A 13,789-nucleotide genomic window follows, 5' to 3' on the forward strand; every position below is an offset into this window, starting at 1 on the left:
GGAGCCCATCGCCTCGCTTCGGCCGACCGGGGCAAATATCGACCTGATCGGCCGTACAACGCTCGCGCGGGCGGCCCGGGCCGCTCATGGTCGGATGGACCGACCCCCTGCGCGCCCGGAGGTGCACCCTGACCGCCGAGACTTGTCCCAGCGCAACGGCGGCGGATTCCCGGCCCGTGCCCCGCTGGCGCGCCATGCTGCTGAGGGCCGCCCCCGCACTGGGCCTGTTCGCGGTGGCGCGGCTGACCGGGCTGCTGATGATGGCGGGCTGGGCCTGGCACATCGGACGCTCGCCGCGGATGCTCCTGGCCCGCGCCTGGGACTCCGACTGGTACATGCTGATCGCCGCGCACGGCTACGGCCGCGTGCTGCGCTGGCCCGACGGCATCGTCCAGAACGATCTGGCGTTCTTCCCGCTCTACCCGGGGCTGGTGCGGGCGGCGACGGCCGCGGTGCCGGTGACCGCCGGCACGGCGGGGCTGCTGCTGTCGTGGGCGGCGGCGGGCATGGCCGCGTGGGGGATCTACGCGGTCGTGGAACGGCTGCACGGGCGGCGTACCGCGACCCTGGTGGTCCTGCTGTGGGGCCTGCTGCCGCACTCGATCGTGCTGTCGATGGCGTACACCGAGCCGCTGCTCACGGCCTTCGCGGCCTGGTCGCTGTACGCGGTACTCACCCGGCGCTGGGTGTGGGCGGGCGCGCTGGCCGCGCTGGCCGGGCTCTCCCGGCCGAACGGGATCGCGGTGGCGGCGGCGGTGCTGGCGGTGACGGCGTACGAGGTCGTCGCGGCGTACCGGCGGTCCGCGCGCCCGGGGTGGCGACTGTGGACGGGCGCGGCGCTGGCCCCGCTGGGCTGGTCGGGCTACGTCCTGTACGTCGGCTTCCGCATGGGCGATCCGCTGGGCGGGTACTTCGCGGTACAGCGCGGCTGGACCTCGCGGTTCGACTTCGGGGTGGGGGCGCTGCGGGCGGTGCGGGACATGCTGACGCGGCCGACGCTGTTCGTGCTGACGATGGCGCTGCTGATCGTGGCGGCGGGGGTGCTGCTGTTCGCGCTGTTCGCGCTGGGGAGGCCGCCGGTGGCGCTGCTCGTCTACACGGCGGTGCTGGTGCTGATCACGATCGGGGGCTCGGGCTTCTTCGAGTCCAAGCCGCGGTTTCTGCTGCCTGCGTTTCCGTTGCTGGTGCCGTTGGCCCGGGTGCTGACAAAAGCCCGGCCGGGGGCGGCGGTCGCGGTGACCGTCGCCCTGGCCGGGCTGTCGTTCGCCTACGGGACGTATCTGCTGACGGTGTCGCCGATGGCGTTGTAGTCGGTGGCGTTGCAGTCGGTGGCTCAGGCCTCGTCGTCGGCGGGCTTCTCGTCCGCCTCCGCGTCCGTTTCCGACGGCTCCAGGCCGAACTGCTCCACCAGCCACTTGTCGAACTCGATCGAGGCGCGGACCCAGCTGACCGTGGAGGACACGAAGTGCTCCAGGTTGACGCCCGTGCCGATGAGCATCTGCGCCTCGCCGATGAGGCGGACCGTGGTGGGGCCGTCCTCTTCGTCGTGCATGTGCGTGTAGACCTTGGGCCACAGGGTGCGGCGGTTCCAGTCGTCGATCGCGTCGAGGATCTTCTGCTTGTCTTCGACGGCGTGCGGACGGTCATAGAAGGTCCGTACCGAGAAGACGCGCTGGTCCTCTTCGCCGCGGAACATGAAGTACGTGCGGAATTCCTCCCACGGGGCGGCGAGGTCACCCTCGTCGTCAACGACGTACTTCAGCTCCATCTGGTCGAGGAGCTGCTTGACCAGGTCCTGGTCGGGAACGACGGGGCCCGCCGGTCCTGCGGCCTGAGGCTGTGGCTGGCCCCCGAAATTCGGAATCGAGGACGGATCGATGGTCACCGTGTATTTCCCTTCGTACGGGTTGCGGCCATCCTCTCCCATGGGCGGCGGGGGGTGGCAACCCGGGCGGGGCGGATCCGCGGGATCCGCTGCGAGCGGAAGGGGCGGGGGGCGGCGCGTCGGGTGGCGGGAGTTGGTTTTCCCCCACCCCGCCCTTTCCCGTAACTGGGGGCTGCGCCCCCAGACCCCCTGGCGGGAGGTTCGTAAGGGGGCAACCCGCGGCTCCCTCCGTGCGGCTTCACGCCGCGTCGCCGTGACGGTGCGGGGCGTTGCGGGGTGATCGGGGGTTGTTCCCCCACCCCGGCCCGGGCGGCCAGGACCCGCACAGCAGGACCCGCGCCCCCACCGCGCCCGAGGCGCAAGCGCGCCCTACGCGCGGCCCACCATCAGGCCCCCCGTGTCCAGCTTGTCCACCCTCACCGTGTCGCCGTCGTTGATCTCGCCCGCCAGGATTTCCTTGGCCAGGCGGTCGCCGATCGCCGTCTGCACCAGGCGCCGCAGCGGACGTGCCCCGTACGCCGGGTCGTTGCCCTCTTCCGCCAGCCAGTGCAGCGCCTCGGGCGTCACCTCGAGCGTCAGCCGGCGCTCCGCGAGCCGCTTCGCCAGGCGCTCGATCTGGAGCTTCGCGATGCGCGCCAGTTCGTCCTTGTCCAGCGGCGAGAAGACCACCACATCGTCCAGCCGGTTGAGGAACTCCGGCTTGAACGACTTCCGTACGAGCTCCAGGACCTGCTGCCTCTTGACCTCTTCCGAGGTGAGCGGCTCCACCAGATACTGGCTGCCCAGGTTCGAGGTCAGCACCAGAATCGTGTTGCGGAAGTCCACCGTCCGGCCCTGGCCGTCCGTCAGGCGCCCGTCGTCCAGGACCTGGAGCAGCACGTCGAAGACCTCGGGATGCGCCTTCTCCACCTCGTCCAGGAGGATCACGCTGTACGGCCGCCGCCGCACCGCCTCCGTCAGCTGGCCGCCCTCCTCGTACCCGACGTAACCGGGCGGCGCGCCGATCAGCCGCGCGACGGAGTACTTCTCGCCGTACTCGCTCATGTCGATGCGGACCATCGCCCGCTCGTCGTCGAACAGGAAGTCCGCGAGCGCCTTGGCCAGCTCCGTCTTGCCGACGCCCGTCGGGCCGAGGAAGAGGAACGAGCCGGTGGGCCGGTCCGGGTCCGAAATGCCCGCGCGGGAGCGCCGTACCGCGTCGGAGACCGCCCGTACCGCCTCACTCTGGCCGATCAGCCGCCGGCCGATCCCGTCCTCCATGCGCAGCAGCTTCTGCGTCTCCCCTTCGAGCAGCCGTCCCGTCGGGATGCCGGTCCAGGAGCCGACGACCTCCGCGATGTCGTCGGGGCCGACCTCCTCCTTGACCATGGTGTCCTTCGCGGCCTCCTGCTCGGCCTCCGCCGCCTCCTCCAGCTCCCGCTCAAGACCGGGGATCTCCCCGTACAGCAGCTTGGAGGCGGTGTCGAAGTCGCCGTCGCGCTGCGCCCGCTCCGCCTGGCCGCGCAGTTCGTCCAGCTTCTCCTTCAGCTCGCCCACGCGGTTGAGGCCCTGCTTCTCCTTCTCCCAGCGGGCGGTGAGGCCGCGCAGCTCCTCCTCCTTGTCGGCGAGGTCGCGGCGCAGCTTCTCCAGGCGCTGCTTGGACGCGGGGTCGGACTCGTTCTTGAGAGCGAGCTCCTCCATCCGCAGCCGGTCGACGGCGCGCTGCAGCTCGTCGATCTCCAGCGGCGAGGAGTCGATCTCCATCCGGAGCCGGGACGCGGCCTCGTCCACCAGGTCGATCGCCTTGTCGGGCAGGAAGCGCGAGGTGATGTACCGGTCGGAGAGCGTCGCCGCGGCCACCAGCGCCGCGTCCGCGATCTGCACCTTGTGGTGCGCCTCGTAGCGGCCCTTGAGCCCGCGCAGGATCGCGATCGTGTCCTCGACATTGGGCTCGGCGACCAGCACCTGCTGGAAGCGCCGCTCCAGCGCCGCGTCCTTCTCGATCCGCTCCCGGTACTCGTCCAGCGTCGTCGCGCCGACCATGCGCAGCTCGCCGCGCGCCAGCATCGGCTTGAGCATGTTGCCCGCGTCCATGGACGAGTCGCCGCCCGCGCCCGCGCCCACGACGGTGTGCAGCTCGTCGATGAACGTGATGATCTGGCCGTCGCTGGACTTGATCTCGGACAGTACGGTCTTGAGCCGCTCCTCGAACTCACCGCGGTACTTCGCGCCCGCGACCATCGCCCCGAGGTCCAGTGACACCAGCCGCTTGTTCTTCAGCGACTCGGGCACGTCCCCCTTCACGATGCGCTGCGCGAGCCCTTCGACGACCGCGGTCTTGCCGACGCCCGGCTCCCCGATGAGCACGGGGTTGTTCTTCGTACGACGGGACAGGACCTGCACCACCCGCCGGATCTCCTGGTCCCGGCCGATGACCGGGTCGAGCCTGCCCTCGCGGGCCGCGGCGGTGAAGTCCGTGCCGAACTTCTCCAGTGCTTTGTACTGCCCCTCAGGGTCGGGGGTGGTCACCCGGCGCCCTCCCCTTGTCTTCTCGAACGCGTCCAGCAGTTTCTTCGCCGTGGCCCCGTGCTCGGCCAGCACCTCACCGCTCCGCCCGCCCTTGGCGGCGATGCCGATGAGCAGATGCTCGGTGGAGAGATAGTCGTCCCCGAGCTCCTTGGCCCGCTGCCCGGCGTCGGCGATGACGGCGAGCAGCTCCCGGTTGGGCTGCGGCGGCGCGACCGTGGACCCGGTCACGCTGGGCTGCGCGGCGAGCAGCCGCTCCGCCCCGGACCGTACGGTGGCCTGGTCCGCGTCCACGGCGGCCAGCAAGTCGGTGATGTTCTCGTTCTCCGCGCCGGCGAGCAGCGCGAGCAGCAGGTGTGCGGGGGTCAGATCGGGATGCCCCTGGGACACCGCCCGGCTGGTGGCGGCGTTGAGCGCATCCCGGCTCTTGTTCGTCAGCTCGGCGTCCACGGTGCGGTCTCTCCTCCTTGCTGCACTGAATTCACTGGACTGATTCACTGCATTGACTGCACAAAGTTGAGTCTACTCCACTCAAGGGCCACGCTACCCTACGGAACATGGCCATCGATGTACGCAATCCCAGCCCCGAATACCTCGCGTTCTGGCGTGAATACCATCTGTGCACGCTCACTACACAGCGCCCGGACGGCAGTCCGCACGTCGTACCGGTAGGTGTGACGTACGACCCTGAGGCCGGGCTCGCCCGCATCATCACCAACAAGGGCAGCAGGAAGGTCGCCAACATCCTGGCGGCGGACCCGCGAGGCGAGTCGGGCGGGGCGCGCGTGGCCGTGTGTCAGGTCCACAGGGGGCGCTGGGCGACCCTGGAGGGCCGCGCGACCGTACGGACGGAACCTGGCCTCATCGCGGACGCGGTACGGCGTTACGCGGAGCGCTACGAGCGCACGCCGGGGCCCAACCCGGACCGGGTGCTCATCGAGATCACCCTCGACCGGGCGCTCGGGCGCGGCTGACCGGCACGCGTACGGAATCGACACGCGTACGGGACACGCGTACGGGAAATGCACAGCGGCGCCATCGTGTTTCAGGTCCACGATGGCGCCGCTGTGTGGGGGAAGTGCTTGAGCGATCTGTAACGACGGGGGAACCGCTCAAGCACTGCGGGGGGTGGCGGTGGTGGTCTCGGGCTCGGCCAGCTGTTGATCCCGCTGGTCGAGATTGACGAAAATCATGCCGTACCGAATGGCACAGCCGACGGGCTGTGGAGCGCCACGGGGCCGGCGAAGGCACCGATACGCACGGACGTCCTCGTCCTCCTCGCGTGCCACGACAATCGGCTCGCCGAAGAGAGTGACCATCAACGAATCGCCACGGTGGGGGATCGCCGTGACGAGGTCGATGAAATGCCACCCCGATCGGTATGCCGTAGCCATCTCACGCCGGAAGACCCGGTCGTCCGGTGGAACGGTCATGCGCTTGTGCGGGTAGCAGCAGCGTCTCCGGAGAGCTCACCTGTCGGCGCCTCCACAAGGTCCACAGGACTGCCGGGACCCCACGAAGGCTCCAAGGGGCTCGCCATCGTCGCAACGACAGGAGAACCACCTCCAGAGGGCCCACCGGAAGCCACCGCACCAAGCGTGGCCGCCGCCGCTATGGCAAGAGCACAAAGAGCACGAAGCGTCCTAGACATGGGTGATCTCCACCTCTTTTGATCATTCCTCCTCCCCCGCGCATAAGACGATGTCTCACTCCGAACGCTTGCACCAGCGAGGGCAGGCATCATGTTCCTGTAATGCAGGAGCCTGAGGGGGTACAGATGCCATCAACAGGGGGCGAAACGGGACACCCTCATGCCGACAGCGAGCTGTGTGAAGCGGGGAAGCTGCTCTACATCACCGCTCTTCGGACCGGGCGAATAGCCCGGTCAGAAGCGGAACACACGCCTTGCCTCTTCGATCTTGCCTTGTTGCACCCGGACCCCGACGACGCCCAGTGGCTCCGACCGGTCCCACCCACCACTGCGCTGGCACAGCTGATACACCCCATTGAGCGCGAGATCCAGGAGCGGCGACGACGGACCGTCGCACTCACCGGCGCCCTTGAGCCATTCCTGGCGTTCACCGATCAGAACTCCACCGTGCCACAGGGGATCACCGTCCTGGAGGGCCTCAACCGAATCAACACAAGCCTCGACCAAGCCACCGCAGCATGCTCGGAGGAGCTTCTCACGGTGCAGCCCGGCAGCGGGCGACAACCACAGTTCCTGGAACAGGCGTTGCGCCGCGTGGAACCGCTGATCTCCCGGGGCGTACGGATGCGGACGCTCTACCAGCACACGGCCCGTCACCACCCGGCCACTCTCTCCTATATGGAGCAGGTCGGCCCGTCCGGCGTCGAGGTGCGCACGCTCGAAGAGATCATCGACCGGCTGATCATCGTGGACCGGAAGGTGGCCTTCATCCCGGCGAGCAGCGGCGACCGGCTGTCCGCCCTCGAACTGCGTCACAAGGGCATTGTCGAGTATCTCGTCGGCGTCTTCGAGCAGTTCTGGCTGCACGGCATCGCGTGGGAGGAGCAGATCTCCTACCGGCCCCAGCCGGACGGCATCACGGGCGTGCAGCGCTCGATCGCCAAGCTGCTGGTCGAGGGGCATGTGGACGAGGCGATCGCCCGCCGCCTCGGCATGAACGTCCGTACCTGTCGCGCGCACATCGCCAAGCTGGGCTCCGCGCTCGGCAGCGGCAGCCGGGCCCAGCTCGGCTATCTCATCGCGCAGTCGGGAATCCTGGAGCACGAGGACTGAGCGGTGTCCCGCCCCGGCGTCCGCCGCCGACACGCCGGGGCACAGGGAACCCTATGCACACCCCCGTACGTAGTGTCAGCATCGCTACCCCACCGGGCCCACAGGCCCCTGTTGCACGTGCGCAGTCCAGATCCGCCCGTACGGACGCCCACCGCCGCTGACCCCGCACGGTCACGCCGAAAAACACCCCCTGCGGCGAGAGCGAATCGTCACGCAGAGGAGACGCGATTGAGTACCGCGAATGCCGCCCTTTGGATCGACTCCCTTGTCCGGCTCATACCTGAACTCACCCTGCAGCTCGCCTCGTCGGGCGGCCGGGGCCCCGGGCAGCCGGTGCGCCGGTCGGCCGCCGGACCCGCCGCGCCACTGCGGATCTCGGTGGCGGACACCCTCGCGGGTGTCACCGCCGACATCGTGGAGCTGGAGGACGCCGTACGGGACAGGCTCGGCCTGCCGGCCGCGGCGCCGCTGCCCCCCGTACCCCGGCTCCGGCGGATCGCGGCACTGGCCGGGCCGATCGACCGGGATCCGCTGCTGCGCGTCCATGTCGCCGAAGAGACGCGGCGGCTGGCCCGGTTGTGCGCCCGCGAACTCGGCGAGCCGGAACGGATCGTCCGGGTCCACGGGCGCTGCCGCGACTGCGACTCCGTATCCCTGCGGGCGCTCCCGGACCGGGACGGCGACATGGTGCTGTGCATCAACCCGGCGTGCCGCTCACACCTCGGGGTGCCCGTATGAACGACCCGCTGCTGACCACGGAATCGGCCGCCCACGAGGCGGGGGTCGCCCCGGCCACCATCCGCAAGTGGGTCCAGCTCGGCCATCTGCGGCCGGCGGGGCGGCGGGGGCGTTCGCAGACGTTCCGGTTGAGCGAGGTCTTCGCGGCGGAGCGCGTCGCGCGGCGGCGATGAACGTACTTGGCTGAACTCGTCTGAGGTCCCGCTCCGTCGGCCGACGGAGCGGGTACCGGAACCTCACCTCTCGTTTCACGTACGGCACTTGTGAACCAGAAACCTCTCCATCACACTTGGACGCAGCGGCGGAGCTGTGCCCCCAGGGGCCTACAGCCCGCCGTTTCCCTTTGCCCGTACGGCGTTGATGGGAGCGCGTCCAGGTGAGCACCATCTCCTTCCCCGACGTGGAGCGGCTCGTCGTGGAGTTCCTGAAGAACCGCCCCGAACTGACCGGGATCACCGTCGACAACATCCCGCCGCCGGGCTTCGACGGCACACAGAAGGTCGTCCTGGTCTCGCGGTCCGGCGGTGCGTGGGTCGACGACCTGCATCTGGACCGGCCGCTGGTCGACCTGGAGGCGTACGGCCCCGACAAGACCGCCGCACACGCGGTCGCGCTGGCCGCCAGGACCGCCCTGCTCGACGTCGTGGAGACCGTCTTCGGCGGGGCGCGGGTCACCGACTTCGCGGAGGCGGACGGGCCGCGGTGGCTGCCGGACTGGAACCGGCAGGCGGCGAACCGCTACTTCTCGACCGTACGGCTCTCGATCCGACCCGCGACGACCCCGTAACCGAACGATCCACCTCAAGGAGCGCAGATGGCAGGCAACAAATCCTCCGAGATCCGCGTCGCCGGCACCGGCAAGGTGCTGGTCGCCCCGGTGGGCACGGCAGCGCCGGGCAACGCCACCGACCCGTGGAGCACCGAGTGGGTCGACCTCGGCTACACCACCACGGACGGCATCAAGTTCAACAAGAAGGACAAGATCGACCCGGTGGACACCTGGCAGTCGGTGAGCCCGGCGCGGTTCATCTACTCGGACCGGGATCTGACGGTGAAGTTCCAGCTGCTGCAGTTCAACGACGCGACGCTGCCGTTCTTCATGGGCGGCGGGGCGGTGACCGGGACGGGCGAGACGTTCACGTACGAGATCGCCAGCGCGCCGAAGGTGGACGAGCGGGCGCTGGGCATCGAGTTCTCGGACGGCGACCGGATCACGTACCGCTTCATCATGCCGCGCGGGCAGGTCACGGAGACCGAGGAACTGGGCCTGAGCAGGACGGCGGCGCTGAAGCTGGGGGTCACGTTCACGGCGCTGGCGGAGACGGACGCGGACCCGCTGGCGATCTGGATCATGAAGGACCCGGCATACGCGGCGGGCTGAGCCGCCTCACACCCCGATCGGAGACAACATGGCCACCTTCAACGTCAACGCCGCGCGTGCCCAGCGGCTGGAAGCCCTGGGCCGGGCGTGGTCCTTCGAGCTCGACGGCGAGCTGTTCGAGCTCCCGACGGAGCTGTCCCGCCAGACGGCGCGGGCGCTGCGCGCGCTGGACGACGACGATGTGGACGGGCTGCTCGAACTGCTCATGGGCGAGAAGCAGTTCGCCCGCTTCAACGAGCACGAGGTCACCATGCAGGACGTCCAGGCGATCCTGGAGGCGTACGGCAAGGAGACCGGGCTCGGCCTGGGGGAAGGCTGAGCCTCGACGGGTTCGTGGACGAACACGCCGAGGCGCTGGAGGCGGACCTGCTGCGCTTCTACGGGGTCGACCTGCTGGACTGGCACCGCGGCCGGCTCTCGGCGCGCCGGCTGACGGTGCTGGTCAAACACCTGCCGCGGGAGAGCGCGGTGCACCGGGCGCAGGTGGGTGAGGCGGCGGAGTGGGGCGTGACGGACCACTTGCTGGCGGCGGTGGTGGACCAACTGGCGGTGGCGAACTGGATGTTCGCGACGGTCCACCAGGACGAGGACGCGACACCGGAGCCATATCCCGAGCCGGTGACCAGGCCGGGGGCGGATGGCCCGCCGCCCGAGGAGCCGCTACCGGTGCCCGCCGAGGGGCCTACCCGGGCCGAACTGGCCCGCTTTTTCGGCTGACCTGTCCCTTTGTGAGTCGCTCTGCGAGGTGATGAACGATGGCCGGAGGCTACGGGTTCGACGTGGGTGCCTTCAAACAGCTCTTCGTTGAGAAGACCCAGCACGCAACCCTGGTGAAGAAGGTCAATGACCTGAACTTCACCGTGGACTACATAAAGATCGGGCTGGCTGGGGTCGCCCTCGGCATCACCGCGGTCAAGATTGACTTCACCTTGTTCAAGGTGGACGAGAAAGGCATAAGCCTGTTCGGGAAGACCTTCCGAACCTGGCCGTGGGCCGAAGAAGGCGGTGGGAAATTCTGGCGGAAGTTCGCCACGAAGAAGGAAGTCCAGAAGTTCGACACGAAAACGGCCAGGAACGAGGCCGTCGACGCCTTCCTCAAGAAGCTGAAGAACTACGACACGAAGACGGAGAGGACGAAAGCCGTCCATGAACTCCGCAGATCGCTCAGAGAATTCGACAAGAAGAAGGACCGTGTCGCGGCCATCCAGCAGCTGGAGAGGAAGACCGCCAGAAGGATCAGCCAGCTGAAGACCCAGACCGGCGGCAAGGCCGGCCAACCCGACGTGGACAAGCTCAAGACGGATCTCGTCCAGGTGGAGAAGCAGATCAGTTCGGTGAACAACGGCCTGCGGAAACTGCGCGAGGAACTGGGCGGATAGGGGGTTACTGACATGTCACTGGTGAGGTCTCTCCAGAAGGCCACCGGCTCCGTCCGGAGTTTCAAGTCCACCCTCGACACCACCGGCCGCGCCGCCACCTCCCTCGGCCGCAGCGCCACCTCCGCCGGGACCGGCCTCGGCAAGGTCAAAGGCGGGGCCAAAGACGCCACCCGCGAAGTCCGCAGCCTCAAGACCGGCGCCGACAGCGCCGCCAAGTCCGTCGCCAAGGTCGGCAAGGAAGCCGGGAAATCCGGCACCGCAGCCGGGCGGATGAAAGGCGGTCTCTCCGGCGCCACCAGCGGATTCAAGAACCTCAACGGGGCCATGAAGGGCAACGTCATCGGCCTGCTCCTCGGCCTGCTCGCGCCCCTTATCGCCAAAGTCGTCGACATGGCCATGCAGTCCAAGACCATGCAGAAGATCATGAAGATCGCCTTCGACGTCATCGGCAAGGTCATCGGGACCGTCATGAAGGCCATCGGCCCGATCATGAAGGCCACCGGAAAGCTCATCTCCTCCATCTTCAACGGGATCAAGAATGCGATCTCGCCCGTCGTGAAATGGATCGGCAGCGCGATCCCCAAGGTCTTCAACTCCGTGAAGGACGCGCTCAAAAAGGCCTGGGACGGCCTCTCCGGAATCGCCGGAAAAGCCTTCGACGGCATAAAGAACGCCGTCAAGACACCCATCAACGCCGTCATCGGCCTCATCAACTCGGCGATCGGAAAGCTGAACGGGATAAAAATCAGCATTCCGGGCTGGGTGCCGATGGTCGGCGGGAAGACCTTCGGGATCAGTCTGCCCACCATCCCGAAACTCGCCGAGGGCGGTGTCCTCATGCCCCGCACCGGCGGCGTCCCCGCCATCCTCGCCGAAGCCGGGGAGCCGGAAGTCGTCATCCCGCTGTCCAAACTGGACCGCCTCTTCGGCGAGCGGGGACGCATGGCCACCGCGTACGGCGGCGGCGCCCGCCCCGGCGGGTTCCACATCGAGAACTACCACGCCGTCGAGCGCAGCAACCCGCGCGATACGGCCGCCGCCCTGATGCTGCTCGACAAGGCGCGGGGGTGACCGCATGGCCACCCTCAACCTGACCGGAGTGACGGGCGGGTTACGTAACTTCTCCGCCGGGCTCGGGCAGAGCACGACCGCCGTACGCTCCACGGCCACCGCCGTGGACCGCGCCGCCAAGGGCGTCACCGCCGCCGGTCGCGACACCGACCAGAGCGCCCGGGAGGTCGGGCGGCTCAAGGCCGGGCTCAGCGGCGGCGGACAGGGCGTCGCCGCCCTGCGCCGTGGCGCGTCCGGTGCGGCGGGTCCCATCGGGCGGCTGCGGACCGGGGCCAAGGACGGGACCCGCGAGCTGCGCGCCATCAAGCGCGAGGCGGACTCGGCCGCGCGCTCGGCGTCCACGAACGCCAAGGGGTCGACCCTCATCGGCCGGTTCAGCGGGCTGCTCGGCGGCGGGGCCAAGTCCGGGGCCACCGTGATGAAGGTGATCAATGTCGCCATGAAGGCGAGCCCCATCGGACTCATCGTCGGACTGCTCGCGCCCATCGCCGCGCAGATCATCGAGATGGCCATGAACTCCAAGGCGGGCCAGAAGGTCATCAACGTCGTCTTCGGCCTGGTCAGCATGTATTTCGAACTCGCCGCAAAGATCGTCCTGCCGATCGTCACGGCGTATCTGACCGTTGTCGTCACCGTCTTCACCACGCTCGGGAACATCCTCAAGGACCCGGTCGGCTGGGTGCGTACGGCCCTCCCCAAGGCCTTCGACAAGGTGCGGGACGCCATGCGGGGAACGCTCACCGGCATCGGGGATCTGCTCCGCAGCGCCTTCCAGACCGTGCTGGGCGTCATCCAGGGGCCCGTCAACGCCGTGATCGCCTTCGCCAACTGGGTCATCGACGGTCTCAACAGCCTCAGCTTCAACATCCTCGGCAAGAAGTTCGGGGTCGACCTGGACAAGATCCCGACGCTCGCCGACGGCGGGATCGTCGTTCCGGGCCGCGAACACCCTGCGGTCATTCCACTGGAACGCCTCGACCGGATGCTCGGCCGATCCCGGTACCGGTCCCCACCCCGATCCCTCGCCCACTTCCATGAGCGCCCCGGCCGCGGAGCGCACGGCACCGCCGAAGACCTGCGCTTCCTCTCGGCCACGCACACGTGAACCAGTCTCGAAGGTGAGGGTCGACCTGCTCATGCCCGTACAAGAGAGCGACACGCTGATCACCCGCGACGGGCAGATCCAGTGGGGCGGCCTGCTCCTCGGCCCCGGCACCCCGTACGGCATCGCCGCCGAAGGACTCGCCGGCTGGGGAGACCTCCCCGCCCTGGACACCGCCGACGTACTGCAGCCCGCCGCCCACGGAGCCTGGCCCGGCGCGCAGTGGGCGCAGCCACGCACCATCACCGGCACCGTCTGGCTGCTGCCCGCGGACCGCGACCGGACGATCGACGTCATGCGGCAGTTCAGGGCCGCCACCGGGATCGTGGACGAGGAGCGGTGGCTCGCGGTGCGCCTGCACGGCGAGACCCTCCTCGCCCGCGCACGCGTCAGCCAGCGCGTCGTCCCCACCGACCGTACGTACGCGACCCAGGGCGTCGCCAAGGCCACCGTCCAGTGGATCTGCACCGACCCGCGCCGCTACGGAGCGCTTCAGGAGTCGGCGCAGGCGGGGCTCCCCGCCGGTGAGGAAGGACTGCTCTGGACCGACCCGGCCGCGCCCGAGGCCCGAGCGGGCCTGGACTGGGCGCCGGGCCTCGACTGGGGCACGGCGGGTTCGACCGGCGACATCACCGCGTACAACGAGGGCGACGCGCCGACCGGACTGATCGTCGAGTTCCGCGGGCCCGTGCGGAACCCGTCCCTCACCCGGCTGTCCGACGGGATCCGCATCGAGTACGGGATCACCCTCGCCGAGTCCGACGTCCTCACCGTCGACACGGAAGCGGGCACCGTGCTCCTGAACGGCGCCAGCTCGCGGCTGCACACCGCGACCCCCGGCTCCGTCCCCGAGCAGCTCTTCCAGCTGCCGCCCGGCACCACCTCGCTGGCGTTCCGCGCGGCACCCGACTCCAGTGATCCGCTCGCCTCGGCGACCGTCGTCTGGCGCAGCGCCCATTGGTAG

At 69.0% G+C, this 13,789-nt stretch carries 16 protein-coding genes; 13 read left to right on the plus strand and 3 right to left on the minus strand.

Features of this window, described 5'->3' with window-relative positions; translation table 11 throughout:
- Window positions 1–176 precede the first annotated feature (176 nt).
- Window positions 177–1,310, plus strand: a complete 1,134-nt coding sequence (locus ACIHCQ_RS00920) for a hypothetical protein (protein ID WP_399656456.1) — start codon at window positions 177–179, stop codon at window positions 1,308–1,310.
- A 23-nt stretch (window positions 1,311–1,333) separates the two neighbouring features.
- On the opposite strand, the gene ACIHCQ_RS00925 is transcribed toward ACIHCQ_RS00920, so the two are convergent.
- Window positions 1,334–1,885 (minus strand): YbjN domain-containing protein, encoded by a 552-nt coding sequence (locus ACIHCQ_RS00925; RefSeq protein WP_399656458.1) that lies wholly within the window; start codon window positions 1,883–1,885, stop codon window positions 1,334–1,336.
- A gap of 369 nt (window positions 1,886–2,254) precedes the next feature.
- Window positions 2,255–4,840: an ATP-dependent chaperone ClpB gene (clpB, locus tag ACIHCQ_RS00930; protein WP_399656460.1), complete on the minus strand. Its 2,586-nt coding sequence runs from the start codon at window positions 4,838–4,840 to the stop codon at window positions 2,255–2,257.
- Between the two features lie 107 nt (window positions 4,841–4,947).
- On the opposite strand from clpB, the gene ACIHCQ_RS00935 reads away from it, so the two are divergent.
- Window positions 4,948–5,364, plus strand: a complete 417-nt coding sequence (locus ACIHCQ_RS00935; RefSeq protein ID WP_399656462.1) for a pyridoxamine 5'-phosphate oxidase family protein — start codon at window positions 4,948–4,950, stop codon at window positions 5,362–5,364.
- Window positions 5,365–5,502: 138 nt separating this feature from the next.
- Here the strand turns inward: ACIHCQ_RS00935 and ACIHCQ_RS00940 are convergent, their stop codons facing one another.
- Window positions 5,503–5,823: a (2Fe-2S)-binding protein gene (locus ACIHCQ_RS00940; RefSeq protein ID WP_399656464.1), complete on the minus strand. Its 321-nt coding sequence runs from the start codon at window positions 5,821–5,823 to the stop codon at window positions 5,503–5,505.
- 344 nt (window positions 5,824–6,167) lie between these two features.
- Between ACIHCQ_RS00940 and ACIHCQ_RS00945 the strand changes: the two genes are divergently transcribed.
- The 11 genes from ACIHCQ_RS00945 (at window position 6,168) to ACIHCQ_RS00995 (ending at window position 13,789) form a co-directional block, all read left to right on the plus strand.
- Window positions 6,168–7,154 (plus strand): helix-turn-helix transcriptional regulator, encoded by a 987-nt coding sequence (locus ACIHCQ_RS00945; RefSeq protein WP_399656466.1) that lies wholly within the window; start codon window positions 6,168–6,170, stop codon window positions 7,152–7,154.
- Window positions 7,155–7,382: 228 nt separating this feature from the next.
- The gene (locus ACIHCQ_RS00950) at window positions 7,383–7,892 is read left to right on the plus strand and encodes a hypothetical protein (RefSeq protein WP_399656468.1); all 510 of its coding nucleotides are present in this window, start codon (window positions 7,383–7,385) and stop codon (window positions 7,890–7,892) included.
- The gene (locus ACIHCQ_RS00955) at window positions 7,889–8,065 is read left to right on the plus strand and encodes a helix-turn-helix domain-containing protein (RefSeq protein WP_399656470.1); all 177 of its coding nucleotides are present in this window, start codon (window positions 7,889–7,891) and stop codon (window positions 8,063–8,065) included. Before ACIHCQ_RS00950 ends, ACIHCQ_RS00955 begins: the two co-directional genes overlap by 4 nt.
- Window positions 8,066–8,268: 203 nt before the next feature.
- Complete coding sequence (locus ACIHCQ_RS00960) at window positions 8,269–8,679, plus strand: hypothetical protein (protein ID WP_399656472.1); 411 nt, start codon at window positions 8,269–8,271, stop codon at window positions 8,677–8,679.
- Between the two features lie 27 nt (window positions 8,680–8,706).
- Complete coding sequence (locus ACIHCQ_RS00965; RefSeq protein ID WP_399656474.1) at window positions 8,707–9,273, plus strand: phage tail protein; 567 nt, start codon at window positions 8,707–8,709, stop codon at window positions 9,271–9,273.
- A 28-nt stretch (window positions 9,274–9,301) separates the two neighbouring features.
- Window positions 9,302–9,592: a hypothetical protein gene (locus ACIHCQ_RS00970; protein WP_399656476.1), complete on the plus strand. Its 291-nt coding sequence runs from the start codon at window positions 9,302–9,304 to the stop codon at window positions 9,590–9,592.
- A gap of 14 nt (window positions 9,593–9,606) precedes the next feature.
- Window positions 9,607–9,990, plus strand: coding sequence for a hypothetical protein (locus ACIHCQ_RS00975; protein WP_399656477.1), 384 nt, complete (start codon window positions 9,607–9,609; stop codon window positions 9,988–9,990).
- 38 nt (window positions 9,991–10,028) lie between these two features.
- Window positions 10,029–10,652, plus strand: a complete 624-nt coding sequence (locus ACIHCQ_RS00980; protein WP_399656479.1) for a hypothetical protein — start codon at window positions 10,029–10,031, stop codon at window positions 10,650–10,652.
- 12 nt (window positions 10,653–10,664) lie between these two features.
- The gene (locus ACIHCQ_RS00985) at window positions 10,665–11,723 is read left to right on the plus strand and encodes a phage tail protein (protein WP_399656481.1); all 1,059 of its coding nucleotides are present in this window, start codon (window positions 10,665–10,667) and stop codon (window positions 11,721–11,723) included.
- A 4-nt stretch (window positions 11,724–11,727) separates the two neighbouring features.
- Window positions 11,728–12,828: a hypothetical protein gene (locus tag ACIHCQ_RS00990; protein WP_399656483.1), complete on the plus strand. Its 1,101-nt coding sequence runs from the start codon at window positions 11,728–11,730 to the stop codon at window positions 12,826–12,828.
- Between the two features lie 31 nt (window positions 12,829–12,859).
- On the plus strand, window positions 12,860–13,789 hold the full coding sequence (locus tag ACIHCQ_RS00995; RefSeq protein WP_399656485.1) for a phage distal tail protein: 930 nt from the start codon (window positions 12,860–12,862) through the stop codon (window positions 13,787–13,789).

It is taken from the genome of Streptomyces sp. NPDC052236 (assembly GCF_044548015.1).
Taxonomy (GTDB): domain Bacteria; phylum Actinomycetota; class Actinomycetes; order Streptomycetales; family Streptomycetaceae; genus Streptomyces.

Coding starts and splice junctions, on each gene's coding strand:
- ACIHCQ_RS00955 (WP_399656470.1), top strand. CDS start 7,889: ATGAACGACCCGCTGCTGACCACGGAATCGGCCGCCCACGAGGCGGGG.
- ACIHCQ_RS00965 (WP_399656474.1), top strand. CDS start 8,707: ATGGCAGGCAACAAATCCTCCGAGATCCGCGTCGCCGGCACCGGCAAG.
- ACIHCQ_RS00940 (WP_399656464.1), bottom strand. CDS start 5,823: ATGACCGTTCCACCGGACGACCGGGTCTTCCGGCGTGAGATGGCTACG.
- ACIHCQ_RS00985 (WP_399656481.1), top strand. CDS start 10,665: ATGTCACTGGTGAGGTCTCTCCAGAAGGCCACCGGCTCCGTCCGGAGT.
- ACIHCQ_RS00995 (WP_399656485.1), top strand. CDS start 12,860: ATGCCCGTACAAGAGAGCGACACGCTGATCACCCGCGACGGGCAGATC.
- ACIHCQ_RS00935 (WP_399656462.1), top strand. CDS start 4,948: ATGGCCATCGATGTACGCAATCCCAGCCCCGAATACCTCGCGTTCTGG.
- ACIHCQ_RS00990 (WP_399656483.1), top strand. CDS start 11,728: ATGGCCACCCTCAACCTGACCGGAGTGACGGGCGGGTTACGTAACTTC.
- ACIHCQ_RS00980 (WP_399656479.1), top strand. CDS start 10,029: ATGGCCGGAGGCTACGGGTTCGACGTGGGTGCCTTCAAACAGCTCTTC.
- ACIHCQ_RS00945 (WP_399656466.1), top strand. CDS start 6,168: ATGCCATCAACAGGGGGCGAAACGGGACACCCTCATGCCGACAGCGAG.
- ACIHCQ_RS00970 (WP_399656476.1), top strand. CDS start 9,302: ATGGCCACCTTCAACGTCAACGCCGCGCGTGCCCAGCGGCTGGAAGCC.